19 protein-coding genes and 1 riboswitch are annotated in these 20522 nt (G+C 68.8%); of the genes, 7 read left to right on the forward strand and 12 right to left on the reverse strand.

Features of this window, described 5'->3' with window-relative positions; translation table 11 throughout:
- The 10 genes from V5F68_RS08310 to V5F68_RS08355 form a co-directional block, all read right to left on the reverse strand.
- Nucleotides 1-882 carry a triphosphoribosyl-dephospho-CoA synthase gene (locus V5F68_RS08310; protein WP_394011949.1) on the reverse strand — a complete coding sequence of 294 codons (882 nt, stop codon included), beginning with the start codon at nucleotides 880-882 and terminating at the stop codon, nucleotides 1-3.
- Nucleotides 879-1775, reverse strand: coding sequence for an ATP-grasp domain-containing protein (locus V5F68_RS08315; RefSeq protein WP_394011951.1), 897 nt, complete (start codon nucleotides 1773-1775; stop codon nucleotides 879-881). Before V5F68_RS08315 ends, V5F68_RS08310 begins: the two co-directional genes overlap by 4 nt.
- Nucleotides 1776-1781: 6 nt before the next feature.
- The gene (mch, locus tag V5F68_RS08320; protein WP_394011953.1) at nucleotides 1782-2735 is read right to left on the reverse strand and encodes a methenyltetrahydromethanopterin cyclohydrolase; all 954 of its coding nucleotides are present in this window, start codon (nucleotides 2733-2735) and stop codon (nucleotides 1782-1784) included.
- Nucleotides 2732-3874, reverse strand: a complete 1143-nt coding sequence (locus tag V5F68_RS08325) for an ATP-grasp domain-containing protein (RefSeq protein WP_394011955.1) — start codon at nucleotides 3872-3874, stop codon at nucleotides 2732-2734. Before V5F68_RS08325 ends, mch begins: the two co-directional genes overlap by 4 nt.
- 4 nt (nucleotides 3875-3878) lie before the next feature.
- The gene (locus V5F68_RS08330) at nucleotides 3879-4790 is read right to left on the reverse strand and encodes an NAD(P)-dependent methylenetetrahydromethanopterin dehydrogenase (RefSeq protein WP_394011957.1); all 912 of its coding nucleotides are present in this window, start codon (nucleotides 4788-4790) and stop codon (nucleotides 3879-3881) included.
- 61 nt (nucleotides 4791-4851) lie between these two features.
- Nucleotides 4852-5880 (reverse strand): beta-ribofuranosylaminobenzene 5'-phosphate synthase family protein, encoded by a 1029-nt coding sequence (locus V5F68_RS08335; RefSeq protein ID WP_394011959.1) that lies wholly within the window; start codon nucleotides 5878-5880, stop codon nucleotides 4852-4854.
- Nucleotides 5877-6311: an HIT family protein gene (locus V5F68_RS08340; RefSeq protein WP_394011961.1), complete on the reverse strand. Its 435-nt coding sequence runs from the start codon at nucleotides 6309-6311 to the stop codon at nucleotides 5877-5879. Before V5F68_RS08340 ends, V5F68_RS08335 begins: the two co-directional genes overlap by 4 nt.
- Nucleotides 6312-6417: 106 nt before the next feature.
- Nucleotides 6418-7245, reverse strand: a complete 828-nt coding sequence (locus V5F68_RS08345; RefSeq protein WP_394011963.1) for a transglutaminase family protein — start codon at nucleotides 7243-7245, stop codon at nucleotides 6418-6420.
- A gap of 44 nt (nucleotides 7246-7289) precedes the next feature.
- Nucleotides 7290-8240 carry an alpha-E domain-containing protein gene (locus tag V5F68_RS08350; protein WP_394011965.1) on the reverse strand — a complete coding sequence of 317 codons (951 nt, stop codon included), beginning with the start codon at nucleotides 8238-8240 and terminating at the stop codon, nucleotides 7290-7292.
- A 73-nt stretch (nucleotides 8241-8313) separates the two neighbouring features.
- Nucleotides 8314-9729, reverse strand: a complete 1416-nt coding sequence (locus V5F68_RS08355) for a circularly permuted type 2 ATP-grasp protein (RefSeq protein ID WP_348846504.1) — start codon at nucleotides 9727-9729, stop codon at nucleotides 8314-8316.
- Between the two features lie 161 nt (nucleotides 9730-9890).
- Here V5F68_RS08355 and V5F68_RS08360 point away from each other — a divergent pair, with 161 nt between their 5' ends.
- From V5F68_RS08360 to V5F68_RS08380, 5 genes are all read left to right on the forward strand, one after another.
- Nucleotides 9891-10643, forward strand: coding sequence for a competence/damage-inducible protein A (locus tag V5F68_RS08360; protein ID WP_394011967.1), 753 nt, complete (start codon nucleotides 9891-9893; stop codon nucleotides 10641-10643).
- Nucleotides 10644-10871: 228 nt separating this feature from the next.
- Complete coding sequence (locus V5F68_RS08365) at nucleotides 10872-13172, forward strand: xanthine dehydrogenase family protein molybdopterin-binding subunit (protein WP_394011969.1); 2301 nt, start codon at nucleotides 10872-10874, stop codon at nucleotides 13170-13172.
- Between the two features lie 327 nt (nucleotides 13173-13499).
- Entirely contained in the window at nucleotides 13500-14390 is an 891-nt protein-coding gene (locus tag V5F68_RS08370) for a DMT family transporter (RefSeq protein ID WP_394011971.1), read from the forward strand.
- Between the two features lie 76 nt (nucleotides 14391-14466).
- Nucleotides 14467-15057 (forward strand): chromate transporter, encoded by a 591-nt coding sequence (locus V5F68_RS08375; protein ID WP_394011973.1) that lies wholly within the window; start codon nucleotides 14467-14469, stop codon nucleotides 15055-15057.
- Nucleotides 15054-15584 carry a chromate transporter gene (locus tag V5F68_RS08380; protein ID WP_348846509.1) on the forward strand — a complete coding sequence of 177 codons (531 nt, stop codon included), beginning with the start codon at nucleotides 15054-15056 and terminating at the stop codon, nucleotides 15582-15584. The genes V5F68_RS08375 and V5F68_RS08380 overlap by 4 nt, the downstream gene beginning before the upstream one ends.
- Before the next feature lie 198 nt (nucleotides 15585-15782).
- Here V5F68_RS08380 and V5F68_RS08385 read toward each other — a convergent pair whose 3' ends face one another.
- Nucleotides 15783-16019: an Lrp/AsnC ligand binding domain-containing protein gene (locus V5F68_RS08385; RefSeq protein WP_394011975.1), complete on the reverse strand. Its 237-nt coding sequence runs from the start codon at nucleotides 16017-16019 to the stop codon at nucleotides 15783-15785.
- Nucleotides 16020-16149: 130 nt separating this feature from the next.
- Nucleotides 16150-16254, forward strand: a riboswitch (TPP riboswitch).
- A 74-nt stretch (nucleotides 16255-16328) separates the two neighbouring features.
- Between V5F68_RS08385 and thiD the strand changes: the two genes are divergently transcribed.
- Both thiD and V5F68_RS08395 read left to right on the forward strand, forming a co-directional pair.
- Nucleotides 16329-17144, forward strand: a complete 816-nt coding sequence (gene thiD, locus V5F68_RS08390; protein ID WP_394011977.1) for a bifunctional hydroxymethylpyrimidine kinase/phosphomethylpyrimidine kinase — start codon at nucleotides 16329-16331, stop codon at nucleotides 17142-17144.
- 87 nt (nucleotides 17145-17231) lie between these two features.
- Entirely contained in the window at nucleotides 17232-17852 is a 621-nt protein-coding gene (locus V5F68_RS08395) for a helix-turn-helix domain-containing protein (protein ID WP_394011979.1), read from the forward strand.
- Nucleotides 17853-17874: 22 nt separating this feature from the next.
- Here V5F68_RS08395 and V5F68_RS08400 read toward each other — a convergent pair whose 3' ends face one another.
- Nucleotides 17875-20502, reverse strand: coding sequence for a PepSY domain-containing protein (locus tag V5F68_RS08400; protein ID WP_394011981.1), 2628 nt, complete (start codon nucleotides 20500-20502; stop codon nucleotides 17875-17877).
- Between the last annotated feature and the right edge of the window lie 20 nt (nucleotides 20503-20522).

The following is a 20522-nucleotide window of genomic DNA, read 5'->3' on the forward strand; positions in this document are numbered from 1 at the left end:
TCAGCCATGGCCCTCACGCTCCAGGCCCTCACGCTCCAGGGCGTGCGCGAGCACGCTCGCCACCGTGAGATCGGCGCTGGTTCCGGGATTAAGGCCGCGCTTTTTCAAGGATGAATCGAAGGCCAGCAGGGAGATGTGCCGCGACTCCCATTCTTTGAAGGTGGCCCTGAGGCGGACCGTCTCACGCGCCTCCTCCAGCACCGCCTCGGCCGTGCCCGCGCCGAACTTGCGGGCGATATGGCTGTCCGGAAAGGCGGTGAGGAAATCCAGATAGACCGCCTGCACGAGCTCTGGCGCAAACGGGTCCGCGCAGCCGTGAAGCCGCGCGCCGCCGATTTCGAACACGTCCGCGAAGCCGTGGACATATTGAAAGGCGATGCGGTCGCGGGGCGCGGCTTCGGCCATGGCCGCCTTCAAATCGACGGCGGCGGGGAAGCGCACATCGGCGCGCGCCGTGCCGAGCCCGCCGGGTTTGGCGGCGGCGATGGCGCGGAAGGCGCTGGCCGCATCTTCCATGGTCAGCGCCTCCAGCGCCGCCTTCAGGCGCGCCCGCAAATCGCCGGGACCGGGCGAGAGCGCGGCGTGGACCAGCGGCGCGCACAACAACACGATGCCGAGATTGGTGTTGCAGCCGGCCGCCGCGAGCGATGCCGACACCGCCGCCTCGATGCGCGCGCCGATGCAGAGCCCAACCCCTGAGATGCCAGGCGCCGAGAGCGCGGGAGCCGCCGCCGCCGCGGCGCGCTCGAACTGCGCCACGTCCATATCGTGCCCGGCCGCGTGCACATGCACATTGCCCGGCTTCAGGGTCTGCAACTCGGCCCGGCAGGCGCGCTCAAACAGGTCAGCGGCGCGATCCGGTGTGGTGCACTCCAGTGTCATGCCATCGCCCTTTCGCCGGCGAGCAAAGCGGCGAGCGGCACGGCCATGTCCAGCCCGGTTGCGGCGTGAAGGCCGCTCCAGGCGGGCATGGAATTCACTTCCAGCACCAGCAGGCGGCCGGCCGCGTCAGCGATCAGGTCCACGCCGGCGAAATGCGCGCCCACCGCCCCCGCCGCCGCAACCGCGATTTCGGCCAGCGCGCCGGTGGCCGGCACCGGCTCGCCTTTGGCGCCCTGGTGGATATTGGTGATCCAATGGCTCGCGACCCGCCGCATGGCGCCTTCCGCCCGGCCGCCCACCACGAATACGCGGTAATCCGCATGGCGGCCGTCGGCGGGCGGAATGAAGTCCTGGAGATAATAGACCCCGTCCATCTCCTCCGCCCCCGGCAGCGCGTCCTTCGGCGCGAGGCGGCGCAGGCCGCGCCCCTGCGCACCGAACAAGGGCTTCAGCACCGTATCGCCCGGTGCGGCGTCGATGAGCATCTGCGCTGCCTGTGGGTCTTCGAGCACCAAGGTGCGCGGCGTCGGCAGGCCGGCGCGGGCGAGCAGGAAGGTGGTCATACTCTTGTCGATGCAGCGCTCGATGGCGCGGGCCTCGTTCATGACCCGGACGCCGGACTCGCGCAGCGCATGCAGCACGCCGAGCCGCAAGGTGATCTGCTCGGTGGACCCGCCGGGCATGATGCGCACGAAGGCGCTCTGCGGCAGCGCCTCCTCGAAGCCCGGCAGCAGCAGGCCGTGGGGCGTTGCGCCCACCGCGAAGCCGCAGGATTTCAGCGACAGCAGCCGCGCTGCGCGGCCGCGCTTCTTCAGCGCCGCGACGAGGCGGCGGGTATGCCAGTCCGCCCGCTCGGCGAAGATCGCGATGCGGGGATCGAATGCGGCGGCCATTGGTATTCAGCCGGCAAATGAACGGGCGATCAGAGCCGGATCGACCGCCCCGGCGGTGAAGCTCACGCCATGGTCGACGGCGGTAACCAGCACCTGCGCCGGGGAAAACAGCAGCGGGTCGATGCGATAGAAATCGCACTCATAGGCGGCGAACACCTCGGCGAACGGCCGGCCGTGATCGCGGGAGGTGAGGCTGGGCAGGCGCTGGGCGAGATCGCGGGCGTCGTCCGCCGCTCCGCTCACATAAAGCTGCACCTCGCCCCCATAGAGGGTCGCGTCATTGGTGCGACCCATGGCGGCGATGAAATCCGGGGCCGGCGGCGGCACCGGTGCGCTGCCCCGCCCATCGAGGATGCGATCCAGCGGGAAATGCAGGGCATGCGCCTTGTGTAGCGCCACCTCCAGCACCCGCGCCGCGATCTGCACCCCGCCCGCAAGGCTGCTGGTGGGTGTGAGGATGAGGGTGATGTTTTCCCCCGCGACCCCCGTGGCGGCGCGGATCTGCTCTATCACCTCGGCCGGCGGCATCTGGCCGGTTTCCAGCACCAGGACGATGTCCGCGCCCTGTTCGCGCAAGCCGAGTTCGGCGAACAGCGGCTCCTTCGCCGCCGTGGCGCGGCCGGGGCCCGAGCCGAGGGCGAAGAAATCGCCAGCCGCCAACTGCCAGCCGGCATATTGGCTGCCGAGGCAGGCGAGCACCGGGTCGCAGGTGCCGACCGTAACAAGCGTGGTCCAGGGGGCAAAGCGGTCGGAGGTCTGGAACGTCACCTGCCCCAGCCCGCCGAGGCAGATTTCGGCGATCCGCCGTCCCGCCTCCAGCCCGCCGCGCGCGGTGATGCCGGCATCGACAATGCGTGCGCCGTGGGGGGCGGTGGAGAGTGACAGGCGCAGCGCGTCCGCGTCGCGAACCAGCGCCTCCACCAGAACGGCGGCGCGCCGCGAGAGATCGGGCCGGATCATGCGTCGCTGCTCGCCACCTGCTGGCTCTGCGGCAGGCCGAGGCGGTTGCGCATTTCGGCCAGCCCGTCGCGCACCTGTGCCACGGCCGCCGACATGTCGCTGGCGGTGCGCTTCACCGTGCAGATGGGCGCGCCGGCGGGAATGATGGTGCCGGCGGCGGTGCGGTCGCACACATGGTCCGGCCATGCGCCGGCGGGAATCATCACGTCGCTGTCGGCATAGAGAATGCCGGCGGCGGTCGCGCCCTTGGGCTGCGGCAGCCCCTTGGGCAGCTTGCCGCCGCAGGCCGCCAGATGCAGCGCCAGCAAGGGCGGCATGGGCTCCACGTCGAAAATGTCGATGCTCGCGCCGATCCGGGGATTGATCTCCACCAGCCACCAGCGGTCCGCCTCCACCAGCACGTCCACCGAGATCAGGCCCACGAGCCCGCAGACCGTGGCGATGCGCAGGGCGCCAGCGAGGATCGCCGCCGCATGCTTGGCGGGCAACGGCACCGGGCCGACCGCGCCGCCATAGCGGAACGGATGGGTGCTATCGGAATGCGACCATTGCCAACTCGCGCCGACGGGAAGGGCTTCTTTTCCATTGGAAAGGATCAGCAGCGAATAAGCGGTGCCGCTGACTTCCCGCTGCAGATAATGCCCTGGGGCGGGCGGGCCGGTTTCCTCCGGCGCGCGGCGGCGGATGTGGCTGCCGCCGGCGCCACCGATCTTTTTCTCCAGCAGCGGCGCGCCGGCGAGATCGCCCGCGGGGGCCTCCAGCGTCACGGGCGGAAAGGCGATGCCGAGATGGCCGCACAGGGCGGCGAGCGCCAGCGGGTCCTTCAGCACGCGCACCGTCTCGGCCATGTTGCCGAGGATCGGATTGCGCTCGGCGATGCGGGTCATCAGCTGCGTGTCGTCCTCGAACCCGCCGCCCAGCACCACCGGCAGGCCGGGGGGGGAGAGGTTTGCGAGCGCCTGGATAAGGTCGTCGCCATCGAAGGAGAAGCCGTTCTTCTTGTGCACGCGCACGCAGCGCGCGGCATTGGCGCAGGTGTCGAGATCGGCGAACAGATCGAGGGAAAGCGCCGCGAAACCGGCGCGCGCGGCGCTCGCCGCCAGGGGCCGCGCGGACAGGGCGATGACGGCGAGATCCATAAGCTCAACCCGCAGTTTGCAACGCCGCGGCCATCTGTCTGGCCAGCGCGAAGGCCTCGTCGAGGCCGATGAAGAGGGCCGTGTCGGTTTCGTGCATGCGCCGGAGCAACGCATGCTGGACCCGGTATTTCAGATTCCCGACGGCGAGGGCTCCGATACCGACACCATGAGGCAATGCGATGCCCTTGTCATGGGGGCCGATGCCGGCGATGCCGGCCGGCGGCACCGCATTCACGTCGGCGGCGACCTTCAGCTCGCGCGCGGACGCCAGGTGAGCAGCGGTGAGGATTTCCACCCCGGCCCGGCCGGTGGCGAGGATCACCTCCGCCTCGCCCACGAGACTGTGCTTTTCCGCGTCGTTGCGGGCGACGACGGCGGTGAGGGCGACGCCGAAGCGCTCATGGAAATCGTCTGCCTTGGTGGCGACGCTGGCGATCTCGCGATGGCCGACCAGCATCACCTGCGCTCCGGCTTTCGCCGCCATGACGGCGGCAATGCCACCCACGACGCCCGTGGCGCCATAGACCTGCACCCGCGCGCCCAAAAGGCCGAGGGTGCCGCGTTCGGAGAGCGCCTGCTCCACCAGTGCCACCATGGCGGCGGCGGTGGTGAAGGCGCCGGCGGGATCGGCGAAGATCGAAATCTCGAACGGGGGAAACAGCGCGGCGCGTGCGGCATCGGCCATGTCGAGCGCGAGGGAGGCGTCCTTGCCGCCGATGAACAGGCCGGTGCGGGCCGCCGCCTCGGGGGCGCGGGAGAACATCATGTCCTGCGTCAGGTCGCGGACCTGATCGAGCGTCACGTTGGAATAGGGCATCAGGTGCGCATAGCCCGCGTCCGCCGCCATGTTCACATCGAACGGGCTGACGTGGGGCAGGGGCGAGATCATGTGCAGAATGGGGGCGGCGGTGGCCATGGCCGTCTTGCTCCGTCCGGGGAAACAGGAAAGCGGGTGGCCACGCCTTGGCGTCGAACGGCTAGGACAAATCCTGCTGTGGCAGGTCCTGCTCCGGCAGATCGACGATACGGGCGCCGCGGTTGTTTCCCCGCACGCATGCGAACGACAGGTTCGCGCGATCAGCATAGCGGGTGCGCAACGCCTGCAAAAGCGCCTCGCCGCGTGCCGCGCTCTCCACAATGGCGAAGCCGGTCGGCCCCCAGGACGTCTGGCCGACCCCCGAAATTCCGTTTTCCTCAACGAAAGCAAGGGCGTGAGCGACATCCGCGCTGGTGTGGCGCCCGCCGCCCTGGGCCGCGGCATAATGGTCGCCCAGGTGCCTTTGGACCGCACCGACCGCGCTGCCGAACCCCGCCGCATCACCTTCCGCAAGGGCGGGCAGCGCCTGCATCAGCACCAGATGGCACAGATGGGCGGCGAGCGTTTGCGCGAACGGCGGCAGAGTCTCCATGGCGCGGGTCTCGGCCTCGCCGGACAGTCCGCTTTTCGCGGTGTCGAACACCAGCAGGATGCGCCACGCCTCGGGCACCGGCAGCCGGGCGAGAATCGGCGGGGCAGCCCCCACATCTTCTGCCGCCGACGCCACCGGCTTGCCGCCGTCGAGGATCACCCCGCCGGTTTCGAACGCGCCGATGCCGATGGCGGAGCGGCGGCCGCGCGTCAGCAGGCGGGCCGCGTCGCGCACGTCCAGCGGCCGGCCGGCGAGGCGCGCGATGCCCATCGCCACCGCCAGCGCCAATTGGGTGCCGGAGCCGAGGCCGCCATGGGCGGGGAGCGCGTGCTCTATGGAGATGGCGAGCGGCAGGTCGATTCCGAGCGCCGCACGCACCAGGTCCCGCGCGCGACCGGCGCGCGCGGCATCGGGACCGGCCAGGCTGTCCTCTACCGCCCTTTCGATGCGGACGCAGGTTTCCGGCGCCTCCAGCGTGAGGCCGAGACTGCCGAAACGCCGGCCCAGCGCGCCGCCGAGGTCGAGAAAGCCGAGATGCAGCCGCGCCGGCGCGTGAATGCGCACGCCGGCGGCCGGGGCGGCGCGACCTCCCGTCACCGGGCGAGTTCTGCCTTGAGCTTCGCGGCTTGGTCGGCCAGAACCGCATTGTCTTCCCGGAAGGAGACCGGCGGCTTCAGCGCGACGCCCTCGTGGCGCGGAATCACGTGCACATGCAGGTGGAACACTTCCTGCCCGCCGGCCGCCTCGTTGAATTGCTGCACGGTGATGCCGTCGGCCGCGAACACGCGCATGGCGGCCTTGGCGACCTTCTGCGCCACCTGCGCCACATAGGCGAGGTCGTCGGGCGCGATGTCGAGCAGATTGCGGGCCGGCGCCTTGGGAATCACCAGCGCATGGCCGGGCGCGCGCGGCATGATGTCGAGGAACACGAGCGCGCGGTCGTCCTCGTAGATCTTGTGGGCCGGCAGTTCGCCGCGCAGGATCTTGGCGAAGATGTTGGCGGGATCGTAGGCGGGCGTCTCGCTCATGATTACCTCCCGGTGCCGGATGTGGTGTCCCGCATCGCAAGGGATGCGTCCCGGGTCAAGCGCAAACGGGCGGGCGCGCCGCAGGTGGGCGCCCCCGGCCCGCGGTTCATTCCTGGGTCTGGCTCTGGCTCTGGCCGTGGCGCGAGGAATAGCTCACGGCATTGGCCGTGGCCTCCTCGCTGGTGTTGATGCCGGTGCCGCGCACCGGGGCGACGCCGAGCGAATCCAATGCCACCGCCACCCGCACGTGCTCCTCGGTGGCGCAGACCTTGCGCCCGCAGTCGAACGCCACCCAGCCGAGCTTGGGCACATGCACTTCCGCCCATTCGCGTGCGGTGCCTGGCTCGTCATCCTGCGTCGCATAGCCGGAAATATGCCGCGCCGGAATGCGCAAATGCCGCGCGGCGGAGGTGAACACATGGGCGATCTCACCCGAGGTGCCTTCGCCTTCCGCGAGCACCGCAGCGGCCGCGCGGGCCAGGGCGGCGCTTTGCATGGGAACTTCGTCGATGGCCTCATGGACCAGCGCCATCAGGGCATGGGCCTGGGCCAGCGGGCCGTCCGCATCCACCGCCTCTGCGGCCATGGCCTCGATCGCGGCGTCGGGCATCGTGAAGTCGGTCTGCCGCAGGAACAGGGAGGGCGGAAAGCGCTCCACCGTGCCGCGCACCACGCCCGTCATGTCGCGGGTCTCCACATCGCCCTCGGCGAGAAGGGTGATCTGGTCCAGCGGCCCTTCGACCGAGAAGGTGTGGCACAGGTTTCCGAATGCGTCCTCGTGGGAATAGAGGCGGCAGTCGGGCTGCACATCCAGCGGCCAACGCACGATGTGCTGGCCCTCATGGTTGCGGGGGGTGAGCTTGATGGTGGCCGTGGCGATGCGCAGCCCCGGCTCCAGTTTGTGGATGATCTGATGGTAAATGCGGACCCGCATCGTTCTGCCCTCGCCTCATCCAATTCCGATCGGCACGCCGACGGTCAGACGAGATATTGTTCCGTGATTTCAGCGGCCAGCTTGTTGTTGTCGGTGATGAACTCACTGATGAACTCGTGCAGGCCGCTCTGGAAGATATCCTCGATGGTCCGGTTTGACAGCCGCGCCTGGGTGGTGCGGGCCAGCCGCTGCGCGGGACCCTGCCGACCATAGGCGCCGGCGATGTCGTCCAGGCAGCGCGAGAGATTGTCATAGCAGCTGGCGAGCGAGCGCGGCATGGCGCGGTTGAGGATCAGCAGGTCGGCCACCAGCCAGGGCTTCACGCTGTCGCGATAGACCCAGTGGAAGGCGGTGAGCGCCGAGACCGACCGCAGGATCGAGGCCCATTGGAAATAATCCAGCGGCCCGCCCACGTGCTCCTGCTCCGGCAGCAGCACGTGATACTTCACGTCCAGGATGCGGGCGGTGTTGTCGGCGCGCTCCACATGGGCGCCGGCGCGGGTGAACCAATAGGCGTCGTTGCGCAGCATGGTGCGGAAGGTGGCGCCATCAAAGCGCAGCGAGGTTTCCTTTACGAACGCCAGGAAGCGGGCCAGTTCCTCGCGGCTCAGCGCCTTGTCCGGGAATGAGCGCAATTCGATCCAGGACGAGTTGATGACATCCCACATTTCCGAGGTCAGCGCGGTGCGCACCGAGCGCGCGTTGGTGCGCGCGACCTCGAAGCAGTTGCGGATGGAGCTGGGGTTGTCGAGGTCGAAGGCGAGGAAGGAGACCACATGGTCCTCGCTCGCTTCTTCGAGCGGGCCGTGGCGGGCGACGAATTCCTCGGCGCAGCCGGCCGTGAGCACGGCGGACCCCCATTCATTGGTCGGCCCTTCGGTGGGCACGGGCGTGTAGGACAGGCGCTGGGCGACGTCGAGGATACGCGCGAGACAATCGGCGCGCTCCACATAGCGCGACAGCCAATAGAGGTTTTCGGCGGTGCGGGAGAGCATGGTCAGCCCATCTGGCAGAAGGATGAGAAGGGTGCCGCGGATGCGGCACCGCGAGACATGTCGAAGCCGCGGTTCAGGCGTCGAGAACCCAGGTGTCCTTGGTGCCGCCGCCCTGGCTGGAATTGACCACCAGCGATCCCTCCTTCATGGCGACGCGGGTGAGGCCGCCCGGCACGATGCGCACCTTGTCGCTGCCGGTCAGGATGAACGGCCGCAGGTCCACATGGCGCGGCGCGATGCCTTTTTCCACCAGCGTGGGGCAGGTGGAAAGGGCGAGCGTCGGCTGGGCGATGAAATTGGCGGGGTCGTGCTTCAGCTTGGCGCGGAAGATCTCGATCTGCGCCTTGTCGGCCATCGGGCCCACCAGCATGCCGTAGCCGCCGGAGCCGTGCACTTCCTTCACCACCAGCTCGCTCAGATGATCGAGCACATAGGCGAGATGCTCCGGCTCGCGGCAGCGCCAGGTCGGCACGTTCGGCAGCAGGGGCTCTTCGCCGAGATAGAAGCGGATGATGTCCGGCATGTAGCTGTAGACGGCCTTGTCGTCCGCGACCCCGGTGCCGACCGCATTGGTCAGCGTGACGTTGCCGGAGAGATAGGCGCTCATCAGGCCCGGCACGCCGAGCACGCTGTCCGGCCGGAAGGCGAGGGGATCGATGAAATCGTCGTCGAGGCGGCGATAGATCACGTCCACGCGCTTCGGGCCCTCGGTGGTGCGCATGAACACCACATTGTCCTTCACGAACAGGTCGCGGCCCTCGACCAGGTCGACGCCCAGTTTATCGGCCAGGAAGGAGTGCTCGTAATAAGCGGAATTGTAGATGCCGGGGGTGAGGATTGCGACGTTCGGCTCGCTGCCGCCGCGCGGGGCGAGGGAGCGCAGGGTGGCGAGCAGGTCGTCGGCATATTTCTCCACCGGCGCCACGCGATGCTGCGCGAACAGCTCGGGGAACAGGCGGAGCATGATCTCGCGGTTTTCCAGCATGTAGGACACGCCGGACGGGGTGCGGGCATTGTCCTCCAGCACATAGAAGGTGTCGGGGTCGGTGCGCACGATGTCGATGCCGGCGATGTGCACATAGACGTTGTGCGGCACGCGCTGGCCGTTCATCTCGGGCCGGAAGGCGGGGTTCTGATAGACCAGATCCTCGGGCACCACGCCGGCCTTGAGCACCTCGCGCTTGCCGTAGACGTCGCTGATATACATGTTCAGCGCCTTCACGCGCTGCTCCAGGCCCTTCGAGAGCCGGCCCCATTCCTCGTTTGTGATGATGCGCGGGACGATGTCGAACGGGATCAGGCGCTCTTGCGCGTTCTGCTCGCCATAGACGGCGAACGTGATGCCGATCCGCCGGAAAATGAACTCCGCCTCCTTCCGGCGCTGATCCAGAATCTCATGGGGAACCTTGCTCAACCACCGATTGAGCGAATCGTAAGCCTGACGGACCGTGCCGTCTTCACAGGACATCTCGTCGAACGCGCGCCGCATTGGGACTGCCACTCCGCTTGATTGAATCCTATGTACAAACATCGTGCCAAGGAAGAGATAATGGCAGCAAGTCCAACCTTCGCCTCTGCGGCTGAATGGCAGTGACTAAGTTTTAGGCAAAAACCCGCCGATTGTCATCGGGCGGGGCAAGGGAAGGCGACATGAGCGAAGCACTCGGCGCGCAAATTGTCAGCGCGGCTCTCCTGGTGATCGGCGACGAAATCCTCTCCGGCCGCACCAAGGATAAGAACATCGGCCATATCGCCGAGCGACTCACCGAAGCAGGCGTCGATCTGCGGGAGGTGCGGGTGGTCTCCGACGTGGAGGACGATATCGTCGCCGCGCTGAACGCCCTGCGCGCCCGCTACACCTATGTCTTCACCACCGGCGGCATCGGCCCGACCCACGACGACATCACCGCCGACGCGGTGGCCAAGGCGTTCGGCGTCTCCATCGACGTGGATCCCCGCGCCCGCGCCATGTTGCTGGAACACATTGCCGAGAAGGACCTCAACGAGGCGCGCCTGCGCATGGCGCGCATTCCCGCCGGGGCCGAACTGGTGGTCAATTCCGTGTCCAAGGCGCCCGGCTTCAACATCGGCAATGTGTATGTGATGGCCGGCGTGCCGCGCATCATGCAGGCGATGCTGGAGGAGATCATCCCGACCCTGCGCTCCAACGCCCCCATGCTGTCGCAGACCGTGCGGGCCGATGCGCGCGAGGGCGATATCGCCGCGCCCCTGAAAGCGATCGCCGAGGAATATCCCGAAGCGACCATCGGCTCCTATCCGTTCTTCGACGAGAGCGGGCCCAACACCAATATCGTGGTGCGCTCGCGCGACCCGCAGGTGGTCGAGGCGGCGCGCGATGCGGTGGCGCGCATGGTGGCGGATCTGGCGCGCGCCCGCGCCTGAGGGTTATGCTGCGCCGCACAGTTCATCCCCACCCGCGCTTGCGCTTGCGGGGATGAACGACCATTTCGTCGAAGAGCGTCCCACCCCGTCCGCGTCCCGCCGATTCTCCCGTCCACCACCCCGGCGCTGCTGCCGGCGCACCCGGCCGGGTGCGCGGCGCGTCCGCCCGGCGGAAGGTGCGGCGCCCCCTTTCGCCTTCGCCGCCCGGCGAGCATGGAGCGATGCTGAATGACTGCCCTCAAGTTCGGCCACGGCCAGCCCTTCACCCGCCTGGAAGATCCCGCTTTGCTCACCGGCGCCGGACGCTATGTCGGCGATATCGCGGCGCGGGCCGAGGCATTGCAGGGCTTCGTGCTGCGCTCGCCCTATCCCCACGCGCGCTTCGCCTTCGGCAATCTGGAGGCGGTCAGCGCCATGCCGGGCGTTCACCTGGTGCTGACCGCCGCCGATTTCGAGGGCTGCGGCGGGCTGCCGGTGGCGGCGAGCGTGGCGGTGGTGGGCGAAGCCCATATGTGGAAGCCCCATCACCCGGTGCTGGCGGAGGGCGTGGTGCGCCATGTGGGCGAGCCGGTGGCCTTCATCGTCGCCGAGACCCTGGACGCGGCGCGCGATGCCGCCGAGGCGCTGGAGATCGACTGGGAGCCGCTCGACGCCGTCGCCGACATGGAGGCCGCCATCGCCGACGGCGCGCCGCGGGTGTTCGCGGAGCGCGCGCACAACATCGCCTTCACGAGCGAGCTGGGCGATGCGGCGGCGACGAACGCGGCCTTCGCCCAGGCGCATCGCGTGGTGAAGGTCCGGCTGGTGAACAACCGCCTCGTCACCAATTACATGGAGACGCGCGGCGTGCTGGCGGAGGTGGAGGACAACGGCCGCGTGCGCCTCACCCTCGGCAGCCAGGGCAGCCATCTGCTGCGCGACGCCATCGCCGACAAGATCCTGAACTGGCCGCGCGAGGACCTCCACGTGGTGACGCCGGACGTGGGCGGCGGCTTCGGCACCAAGATGTTCCCGTTCGGCGAATATCCCCTCGCCGCGCTGGCGGCCCGCCGGCTGAACCGGGCGGTGGCCTGGATCGGCGACCGCAGCGAGCATTTCCAGGGCGACAGCCACGGCCGCGACAACATCACCTATGCCGAGCTGGCCATGGACCGGGACGGGCGGTTCCTGGCGCTGCGCGTGGATACGCTGGCCAATCTCGGCGCCTATATCGCCTATTACGGCGCCTATATCCCGGTGGGCGGGGCGAGCATGCTGCCCGGCCTCTACACCATCCCTGTGTTTCACGCGCGGGTGCGCGCCATCTATACCCATACCGTCCCGGTGGACGCCTATCGCGGCGCCGGGCGGCCTGAGGCGGCCTATGTGATCGAGCGCCTGGTGGACGCGGCCGCGCGCGAAGCCGGCATCGCCCCGGACGAGCTGCGGCGGCTCAATTTCATCCCGCCCTCCGCCATGCCGTACCAGACCTGCTCCGGGCGGCTGTATGACAGCGGCGAGTTCGACGGCCACATGACGCGGGCGCTGGAGGTGGCGGACAAGGCCGGCTTCGCCGTGCGCGAGCAGCAAGCGAAGGCGCGGGGCAAGCTGCGCGGCTTCGGCTTTGCCTCCTATATCGAGGCGTGCGGCGGCGGCTCGCCGGAGCCGGCCTATCTGCGCCTGGAGGGCGACGGCACCATTTCGCTGCGCATCGGCACGCAATCCACCGGGCAGGGCCACAAGACCGCCTATGCCCATCTCGCCGCCGCCCATCTGAAAGTGCCCATGGATCAGATCGTGGTGCACCAGGGCGATACGGACGCCACCAAGACCGGCGGCGGCACGGGCGGCTCGCGCTCCATTCCCGTGGGCGGCGCGGCCGTGGCGGGGGCGGCGCGCCGACTCGCGCAGAACCTGCGGGAGCTGGGCGCCGAGGCGCTGGAGGCCGACGCGGCGGACATCGAACTGGAAGCGGGCGGCGTGGAAGTTGCCGGCACGGACCGACGCCTGTCGCTGGCCGAACTGGCGGTGCATCCGGCCGCCACGCCCGAACTGCTGAACGCCCAGGATGCCTTCGCGCCGCCGGAAGCCACCTATCCCAACGGCACCCACGCCTGCGAGGTGGAGATCGACCCCGACACCGGTGCGGTGGAGCTCGTCTCCTATGTGATCGTGGACGATTTCGGCGCGGTCATCACCCCGGCCCTGCTGGAAGGGCAGGTGCATGGCGGTGTGGCGCAAGGGGTGGGGCAGGCCCTGCTGGAACGCACGGTCTATGACGCCGAGGGCCAGCTTCTGACCGCGAGTTTCATGGACTATGCCCTGCCGCGCGCGGAAGACCTACCGCCGATCCATTTCGAAACCCGCAACGTGCCCTGCGCCACCAATCCGCTGGGCGTGAAGGGCGCGGGCGAGGCGGGGGCCATCGGCTCCTGCCCGGCGGTGATGAATGCGGTGGTGGATGCCCTGTGGCGTTCATACCGCATCGGCCAGATGGATATGCCCGCAACCCCGGCCGCCGTGTTCGCCGCCATCGCCGCCGCGCGCTGAGCGGCGCTGAAGTCCCCGCGCGGCGCGGCGAACCCGCGGCCGCGTCTTCCGCGCGTCATGGCCGGGCGTGTCCCGGCCATTCATGCGGCGCCGACGGCGCGATGCGGGCAATCCGGCGCTGGCGGCTAGAGTGGATGCGCGGGAACGCGCCCGTGCGTGACTCAGCGTGACGCCCGGCTGTGGTTCCGCTTGCCCGGCGCTGGGCGAAATGCTCGGGCCGCTGGCATGTGGATCGGACATGACTCCTTTACCGGTCTCCGGGCTATATGGCGGTTCTCGCCATGGCGGTGCTCCCTGCGGGGGCAGCGTGCCAGACAAGAATCCATAATGAACCCAATCGCCGGTATCCTCTTTCAGCTGGGCGCGACGCTCACCTTCGCGATCATGTCCGCCCTCGTGCGCGCCGTGGCCGACGACGTGCCGAGCGGTGAGATCGTGTTTGCCCGCAGCTTCCTGGGCCTGCTGCCCGTGGTGGTGTGGCTGGCCTGGCGCGGGGAGTTGCGTTCGGCGCTGGTGACCCGATCGCCGTTCGGCCATGTGGTGCGCGGCACGGTCGGCGTTGGGGCCATGTGGGCCGGGTTCGCCGCGCTGGCCTTCATCCCGCTCGCCGAGGCCGTGGCGATCACCTATGTGACCCCGCTGGTGGCTGTGGTGCTGGCGGCGCTGCTGCTGCGCGAGCGCGTGCCGAACTATCGCTGGTGCGCGGTGGCGGTGGGATTCCTCGGCATTCTTGTCATGCTCTGGCCCGCGTTTTCGCCCAGCGACCTGCGCACTGAGGGCGTGCTGATCGGCGTCGGCTTCGCGCTCGCGGGCGCGGTGGGGGCGGGTTTCGCGGTGACGCAGGTGCGCCGGCTGACCCAGACCGAGACCACCGGCGCCATCGTGTTCTATTTTTCGTCCGTGGCGAGCGTCGCCGGCCTCGCGACGGCGCCCTTCGGCTGGACCCTGCCGAGCTGGCGGGAAGGGCTGGCGCTGGCCGGCATCGGCATTGCCGGCGGCCTCGGGCAGATTTTCCTGACCGCCGCGAATCGCCATGCGCCGGCCTCCGTGGTGGCGCCCTTCAATTACGCGACCCTGCTGTGGGCGGTCATGTTCGGCGCCATTTTCTTCCATGAATGGCCGCATCCGCTCATGTTCTGCGGCGCGGCGCTGGTGGTGGCGGCGGGCGCGGGCCTGGCCTGGCGGGAGCACCGCCGCGCGCCGCGCACCGTGCCGTAAGCATTGAGAGTGAAGCCCGGCGCCGAAAGATGCGCGGCATCGAGGCAGGAGACGACTGGCCCATGAAGGCAAGACCATGAGCCCCACGCCCCGCAAGTCCGGCCCCGAGGACCTTCTCTCGGATACGGGCGATGTCGCGCCGCCGCGCGTGCCGGATCTGTTCTTCGGTTTCCTGCGCATCGCCCTTTCGGGATTCGGCGGCGCGCTGCCGTTCGCGCGGCGCGAACTGGTGGAGCAGCGCCGCTGGCTCGGCCCGCGCGAGTTCAACGAACTGCTCTCCATCTGCCAGCTCATGCCGGGCCCGAACATCGTGAACATGTCGTTCTGCGTGGGCGCGCGATTCGGCGGCGTCCTGGGCGCGGCGGCGGCTTTCGGCGGCCTCATCATCGCGCCTTGCATCATCGGCCTGACGCTCGCGACGCTGTATGTGCATTACGGCCAATTGCCCGCCGTCTCGGGCATGCTGCGGGGCATCTCGGCGGCGGCGGTCGGGCTGTTCGTGGCGCTGGGGCTGAAGATGGGCTTCGTCGAGCGGCGCAACCCCATCGCCTTGGTGTTCGCCGCGCTCGCCTTCACCGGCGCCGGGCTGATGGGCTTTCCCCTGCTGCTGGTGATCCTGGTGTTGGCGCCGTTTTCCATCATCGCCGCATGGCGGTGGTCGCGATGAGCGGGCGCGATCCCCTGGGCGATCTCGTCGCCCATATGTTCGTCATCTCGTTCCTCGCCATCGGCGGGGCAAACGCGGTGATCCCCGAGCTGCACCGCATGGCGGTGGAGGCCAATGGCTGGATGAGCGGGGATACGTTCGCGGATCTGTTCGCCATCGCCCAGGTCACGCCCGGGCCGAACGTGCTGCTGGTGACGCTGATCGGCTGGTATGTGGCGGGCATTCCCGGCGCCATCGCCTGCACCTTCGTCATGTGCGTGCCGGCGGGGGCGGCGGCCTATGGCATGTCGCGCCTGTCCCACCGCTTCCGCGACGCGCCCCTGCGCATCGCCATCCAGCGCGGCCTGGCGGCGCTCACCATCGGCATCGTGCTGGCGAGCGCGTACATCCTCATGCGCCTGGCCGATACCCATTGGCTCGCCTATGGGCTCACCGCTTTCGCCGCCATCGGCGCGCTGACGACGCGGCTCAATCCGATCTGGCTGATCGCCGTGGGCGGCGCGCTGGGCCTGGCCGGGCTGGTCTAGAAGTCGCGCGACATGCGGCGGCCGGCAGGCTTCGCCGGCCGATGGGCGCGTCGCCGAAATTCATCTGCGGAATTTCGCCCGAAATCGCGGTTTCGTCCGCGGTGGAGCCGCGGAGAAGCGCCAGTAAACCGCTGTTCGTCCGCGCTAAGCCATTGTTTCACGTGAAACATTTTCCGGCCAGACGCCGGCGGGCGGGCGTCAGAAGGCCTTGAACGTGATGATGGTGCGCGTGTCCTGGATGCCCTCCAGCTTCTGCACCTTCTCGTTCACGAAATGGCCGATGTCGGTGTCCGTGGGCACATAGAATTTCACCAGCAGGTCGAAATCCCCGGCGGTGGAATAGATTTCCGAGGCGATCTCCGCATCCGCCAAAGCGTTGGCCACCTCATAGGATTTCCCAAGCTGGCATTTGATCTGGACGAAGAAGGCGATCACGGAAACTCTCCTTGGCGCGGCCCGTCGGGGCGGCGCCAAGGTGGCGAAAAGGGCGCGCCCTTGCAAGGGCGCAGGCCGCATAGGCTGACCCGCCGGGCTTGATGGGCGGGCAGGGGTTCTCTACATCTAAGCCATCTCGTCGGGGTGTCCCGCATCATGCGGGGCTGAGAGGCTTGTCCAACCCGCGAACCTGATCCGGATCATGCCGGCGAAGGAAACCGAGATTGCGCAGGGCGGCCGTTCGGGCCGCCTGTCCCGCCGCATCTTCCGGCTTCCCGCGCCATCCTCGATGCCCGTCGGAGCTGCCGCGTGTCACAGAGCCTCATCCCCATCGCCGTAACCATTGCCGGCTCGGATTCCAGCGGCGGCGCCGGCATCCAGGCGGACCTGAAGACCTTCTCCGCCCTCGGCGTGTATGGCGCCAGCGTCCTCACGGCTTTGACCGCGCAGAACACCACGGGCGTCAGCGCCATCCACGACGTGCCGCCCGCTTTCATCGGCGCGCAGATCGACGCCGTGTTCAGCGACCTGAAGGTCGCGGCGGTGAAGATCGGCATGCTTTCGCGCCCGGCGGCGATCCAGGCGGTGGCGGAGGGGCTGGCGCGGCACCAGGCCCGCGCCATCGTGCTGGATCCGGTGATGGTCGCCGCCTCCGGCGCTCGTCTGCTGGAGGATGCCGCAATCGCCACCCTCAAGGAGGTGTTGCTGCCGCGCGCCATGCTCATCACGCCCAACCTGCCCGAGGCCGGCGCCCTGCTAGACCAGCCGGTGGCGCAGGACGAGGCGCAGATGCTCGCCCAGGGCCAAGCCTTGCTAGCGCTCGGCTGCGGCGCGGTGCTCATGAAGGGCGGCCATGGCTCGGGGCCGGAGAGCATCGACCTTTTGGTGAGCGCCGACGGGGTGCTGCGCCTGTCCGCCCCGCGCCATGCCACGCGCAACACCCACGGCACGGGGTGCACGCTCTCCTCCGCCATCGCCGCCGGCCTTGCCAAGGGCGCGGATCTGGAAGGCGCGGTGCGGGCCGCAAAGGCTTATATCACCGGGGCCATCGCCGCCGCCGATGCGCTGGATGTGGGCCATGGCCATGGCCCCGTGCACCACTTCCATGCCCTCTGGGCCAATTGAGCAAATTGCGCTGAACCCGCTTGCATGAACGGCTTTTCGCAGTATCGTCCGGTGCGGCGAACGATCGTTCGGCAAAAGGGATAGGGCATGGCGCAACAGCGGGAGAAGGGCAGCGAGCGGGGGCCGGAGGATGGCGCCCAGGCGATGACCGGGCAGCTCGGCAAGACCATTCAGCGGCTGCGCAAGGCCTATAATCTCTCGCTGTCCGAACTCTCCGAGCAGTCCGGCGTGGCGAAGTCCATCATCAGCCAGATCGAGCGCAACGAGACAAATCCCACCCTCGCCACCGTCTGGCGCCTGTCTCACGCGCTGGACATGACGGTGGAGCGCGTCCTCGCCTCTTCGGACGAAGCGCCCTTCATCGAGAAGATGACCCGCGCCGAGACGCCGATCCTGGTTTCGCAGGACGGGCGGTGCCGGCTTTCCATCATCGGCTGGATCAAGACGGTGGAGTGGCTGCAATATTACGAATTCCTCGCCGAGCCGGGCGGCGAGCTGGACTCCGACGGCCACCAGATCGGCTCCATCGAATGCCTGACGGTGACCGCGGGCACCCTCACGGTCGAGGTGGGCGGCGTGACAGAGACCGCGAAGGCGGGCGAAACGCTGCGCTATCGCTGCGACCGCCGCCACGTCATCCGCAACCTCGGCACCGAGCCGGCCGCCGCCTTCATGGTCTGCCTGCTGAAGGCGGCCGTGCTCGACTGAGGGTCGGGCGCTACCCGCCCCGTCAATAGACGTCGCGGCAATAGCGGCGCTGCGCGGCAAGCTGTTCCAGCGCCTCGGTGCCGATCAGCTCGCTGAGCACATGGTCCACCGCGGGGGCCATGCCCTGGAGGCTGCCGCACACATAGATCGCCGCTCCGGTCTCGATCCAGCGCACCACCTCCGCACCGGCTTCCTTAAGGCGATGCTGCACATAGAGGTGCTCCGCCTGGTCGCGGGAGAAGGCGAGGTCCAGCCGCGCCAGCGCGCCGGCGCTCTGCCATGCGGTGATCTCGTCGCGGAAATAGAAATCGTGCTGCCGGTTGCGCTCCCCGAAGATCAGCCAATTGGCGTCCTGCCCGGCGCGCACGCGGCGCTTGAGATGGGCCCGAAGGCCCGCAAGGCCGGTGCCGTTGCCGATGAGAATCAGCGGCCGGGCATCGTCCGGTCCGTGGAAGGCCGGGTTGGACCTGATGCGCAACGCGATCCGCGCGCCTTCCGGCGCATGGTGAGTCAGCCAGCCGGAGCCAAGGCCATAGTCGCCTTCGGGCGTCCGCGTCTGGCGCACCAGGAGTTCGATCCGTCCGTCCTCGGGAATGGTGGCAATGGAATATTCCCGATGCGGCAAGGGTTTGAGGCCGTCTGCGATCTCCTGCGCGCTGCCGCCGGACCGATCCTGCGCTGGTTGCAGGCTGCGCGCCAAAAGCTCGCGCAGGGGCAGAGTCTGTCCGCCATTCTGGACCGGGGCGTCGCCGTCGAGCTTGAGGGCATCGAGCGTGCGTCGAACGGTTTCCATATCCAGGCGCGGGCCGATCTCGGCGATGTCGCCGGCGGCCCAGCCGGCGGGTGTCCCGTCCCGGTCCAGCGCGAGATGGAAGGTCGGCAGACCGGCGCTGCCGGCATTGAGCAGGCGGCGGCTGGCGAGGCGCCAATCCTCATAATTGGGCTGGCTCCAGTCGGGCAGGGTGGTCAGGCCGGACAATGTGCCGAGATGCTGCTGCCAATGGCGCAGCGCGCCCGCATCCTCCATGTCGACCTCGATACGATCGAACAGCGGCGTCGCGCCGTGGGTGCGCAGCCAGGCGTCGAGTTCCGCGCCGAACCCGCAGAAGCGCGTGAACGACCGGTCGCCCAGCGCCAGCACGCCATAATCAAGGTTCGCCAGCCCCGTCTCGCCGTTGTGCGCGGCCATCCGCCGAGCGAAAGCACGGGCGGTGTCCGGCGGCTCGCCCTCGCCGAAGGTGGAGACGACGAATAACGCCCGCTTCGCCCTGGTCAGCGCTTCGGGTGCAAGCCCGGCCAGGGATTCCACGGTCACCGGCAGGCCGGCCGCTTGCAGGGCCTTCGCGCTCTGCCAGGCGAGGCGCTCCGCGGTGCCGGTCTGGCTGGCATAGGCGACCAGCACCGGCGCGGTGTCGGGCATGGCGGCGGCGACCGGTGCGGCGGCGGCGCGGGCCTCGCGCTTCTTTTTGCGACGGTCGAGATAGAGCATCCAGCCGGTGATGGCGAACAAGGGCATCAACAGACTCGCCACCATCATCAGCAGCGTGCCGGTAAAGCCGAAGAAGCTGCCGGAATGCAGCGGGAAGATGCTGCCCATGAGCTTCTGGCCCGCCGGCAGATCATCGTAACGGCGATGCTCGCGCACCTGCCCAGAGGCGTCCAGGACAAGGGTGTTGTTCGCCCGTTCATGGGCCGGGTTCACGGGCTGATAGGTGATCGTCAGCGTCTGCGCATTGCCTTGGGGCAGGCGCACGGTGGCAATGCTGAAGCCGCCGGATTCGCGCACGAACGCGGGCCAGAGCACGGCAAGGTTCAGCGGCGGCCCGCCGCGCGCCTCGCGTCCTTCCCGCGGCGCGCGCTCGCCGGTGGGAGGTGGGCCTGCTCCCGGGGCTCCAGCGGGCGCGGGGGGCGGACCCGCGGGGCGCTGTCCCTGCTGAGCCGGGCGGGGCGTGCCGGTGAGGTCGAACAGCGCGCCGCGATACCAGTCGTAGGACCAGTACAGGCCGGTCAGCGAGGCCAGCAGATAGAAGGGCAACACCCAGGTGCCGATGACCGAATGCAATTCCCACAGGAAGCTGCGGCCCCGCCGGCCGAAATCCAGCCGCATCCAGTTGCGCCAGTCGAGCGCCCTGCGCGGCCAGCGCAGATAAAGGCCCGAGAGCGAAAGCACGATCAGGCCGATGGTGGAGGCGCCGACGATCTGCTTGCCGACATCGCCGGCCGCCAGCCAGCGGTGCACCTGCATCACGAAGCGGAAGAACGCCTGGCCCTGCACATCGCCCAGCAGCGTGCCGTCATATGGGCTCACATAGCGGTTTTCGCCGCGCGGCCCGCCTGGACCGGCGGCGGGTGCGCCCGCCGGCTGGGGCGGCGGGGAGAAGGTGACGCGCGCGGCGCGGGTGGGATCCGCGGAAACCATCAGGGCTGTCGGAGTCTTGCCGGGCGCGTTGGCGCGGATGCGCTCGAGCAATTGGTCCGGCGCGAGCGGGCCGGGCGCCGCCGGCTGGACGGTGATGATTCCGGGATTGAGCGCGGCGAGGATTTCGTCCTCGAACGAGAGCATGGCCCCGGTGACGCCCACCACCGCCAGCACGATGCCGGCGGTTATGCCGAGAAACCAATGGATCTGAAACCAGACGGCCTTCAACATGCTCAATATCCTGGGGCCAC

The organism is Roseixanthobacter pseudopolyaromaticivorans (assembly GCF_043195145.2).
Taxonomy (GTDB): domain Bacteria; phylum Pseudomonadota; class Alphaproteobacteria; order Rhizobiales; family Xanthobacteraceae; genus NCEH01.

What these genes read in the sequence shown, in the direction of transcription:
- V5F68_RS08365 (WP_394011969.1), top strand. Translation starts at nt 10,872, where the DNA reads ATGACTGCCCTCAAGTTCGGCCACGGCCAGCCCTTCACCCGCCTGGAA.
- V5F68_RS08375 (WP_394011973.1), top strand. Translation starts at nt 14,467, where the DNA reads ATGAGCCCCACGCCCCGCAAGTCCGGCCCCGAGGACCTTCTCTCGGAT.
- V5F68_RS08370 (WP_394011971.1), top strand. Translation starts at nt 13,500, where the DNA reads ATGAACCCAATCGCCGGTATCCTCTTTCAGCTGGGCGCGACGCTCACC.
- V5F68_RS08360 (WP_394011967.1), top strand. Translation starts at nt 9,891, where the DNA reads ATGAGCGAAGCACTCGGCGCGCAAATTGTCAGCGCGGCTCTCCTGGTG.
- V5F68_RS08315 (WP_394011951.1), bottom strand. Translation starts at nt 1,775, where the DNA reads ATGGCCGCCGCATTCGATCCCCGCATCGCGATCTTCGCCGAGCGGGCG.
- V5F68_RS08330 (WP_394011957.1), bottom strand. Translation starts at nt 4,790, where the DNA reads ATGGCCACCGCCGCCCCCATTCTGCACATGATCTCGCCCCTGCCCCAC.
- V5F68_RS08355 (WP_348846504.1), bottom strand. Translation starts at nt 9,729, where the DNA reads ATGCGGCGCGCGTTCGACGAGATGTCCTGTGAAGACGGCACGGTCCGT.
- V5F68_RS08350 (WP_394011965.1), bottom strand. Translation starts at nt 8,240, where the DNA reads ATGCTCTCCCGCACCGCCGAAAACCTCTATTGGCTGTCGCGCTATGTG.
- V5F68_RS08340 (WP_394011961.1), bottom strand. Translation starts at nt 6,311, where the DNA reads ATGAGCGAGACGCCCGCCTACGATCCCGCCAACATCTTCGCCAAGATC.
- V5F68_RS08310 (WP_394011949.1), bottom strand. Translation starts at nt 882, where the DNA reads ATGACACTGGAGTGCACCACACCGGATCGCGCCGCTGACCTGTTTGAG.
- mch (WP_394011953.1), bottom strand. Translation starts at nt 2,735, where the DNA reads ATGATCCGGCCCGATCTCTCGCGGCGCGCCGCCGTTCTGGTGGAGGCG.
- V5F68_RS08395 (WP_394011979.1), top strand. Translation starts at nt 17,232, where the DNA reads ATGGCGCAACAGCGGGAGAAGGGCAGCGAGCGGGGGCCGGAGGATGGC.
- V5F68_RS08325 (WP_394011955.1), bottom strand. Translation starts at nt 3,874, where the DNA reads ATGGATCTCGCCGTCATCGCCCTGTCCGCGCGGCCCCTGGCGGCGAGC.
- V5F68_RS08380 (WP_348846509.1), top strand. Translation starts at nt 15,054, where the DNA reads ATGAGCGGGCGCGATCCCCTGGGCGATCTCGTCGCCCATATGTTCGTC.
- V5F68_RS08400 (WP_394011981.1), bottom strand. Translation starts at nt 20,502, where the DNA reads ATGTTGAAGGCCGTCTGGTTTCAGATCCATTGGTTTCTCGGCATAACC.
- V5F68_RS08345 (WP_394011963.1), bottom strand. Translation starts at nt 7,245, where the DNA reads ATGCGGGTCCGCATTTACCATCAGATCATCCACAAACTGGAGCCGGGG.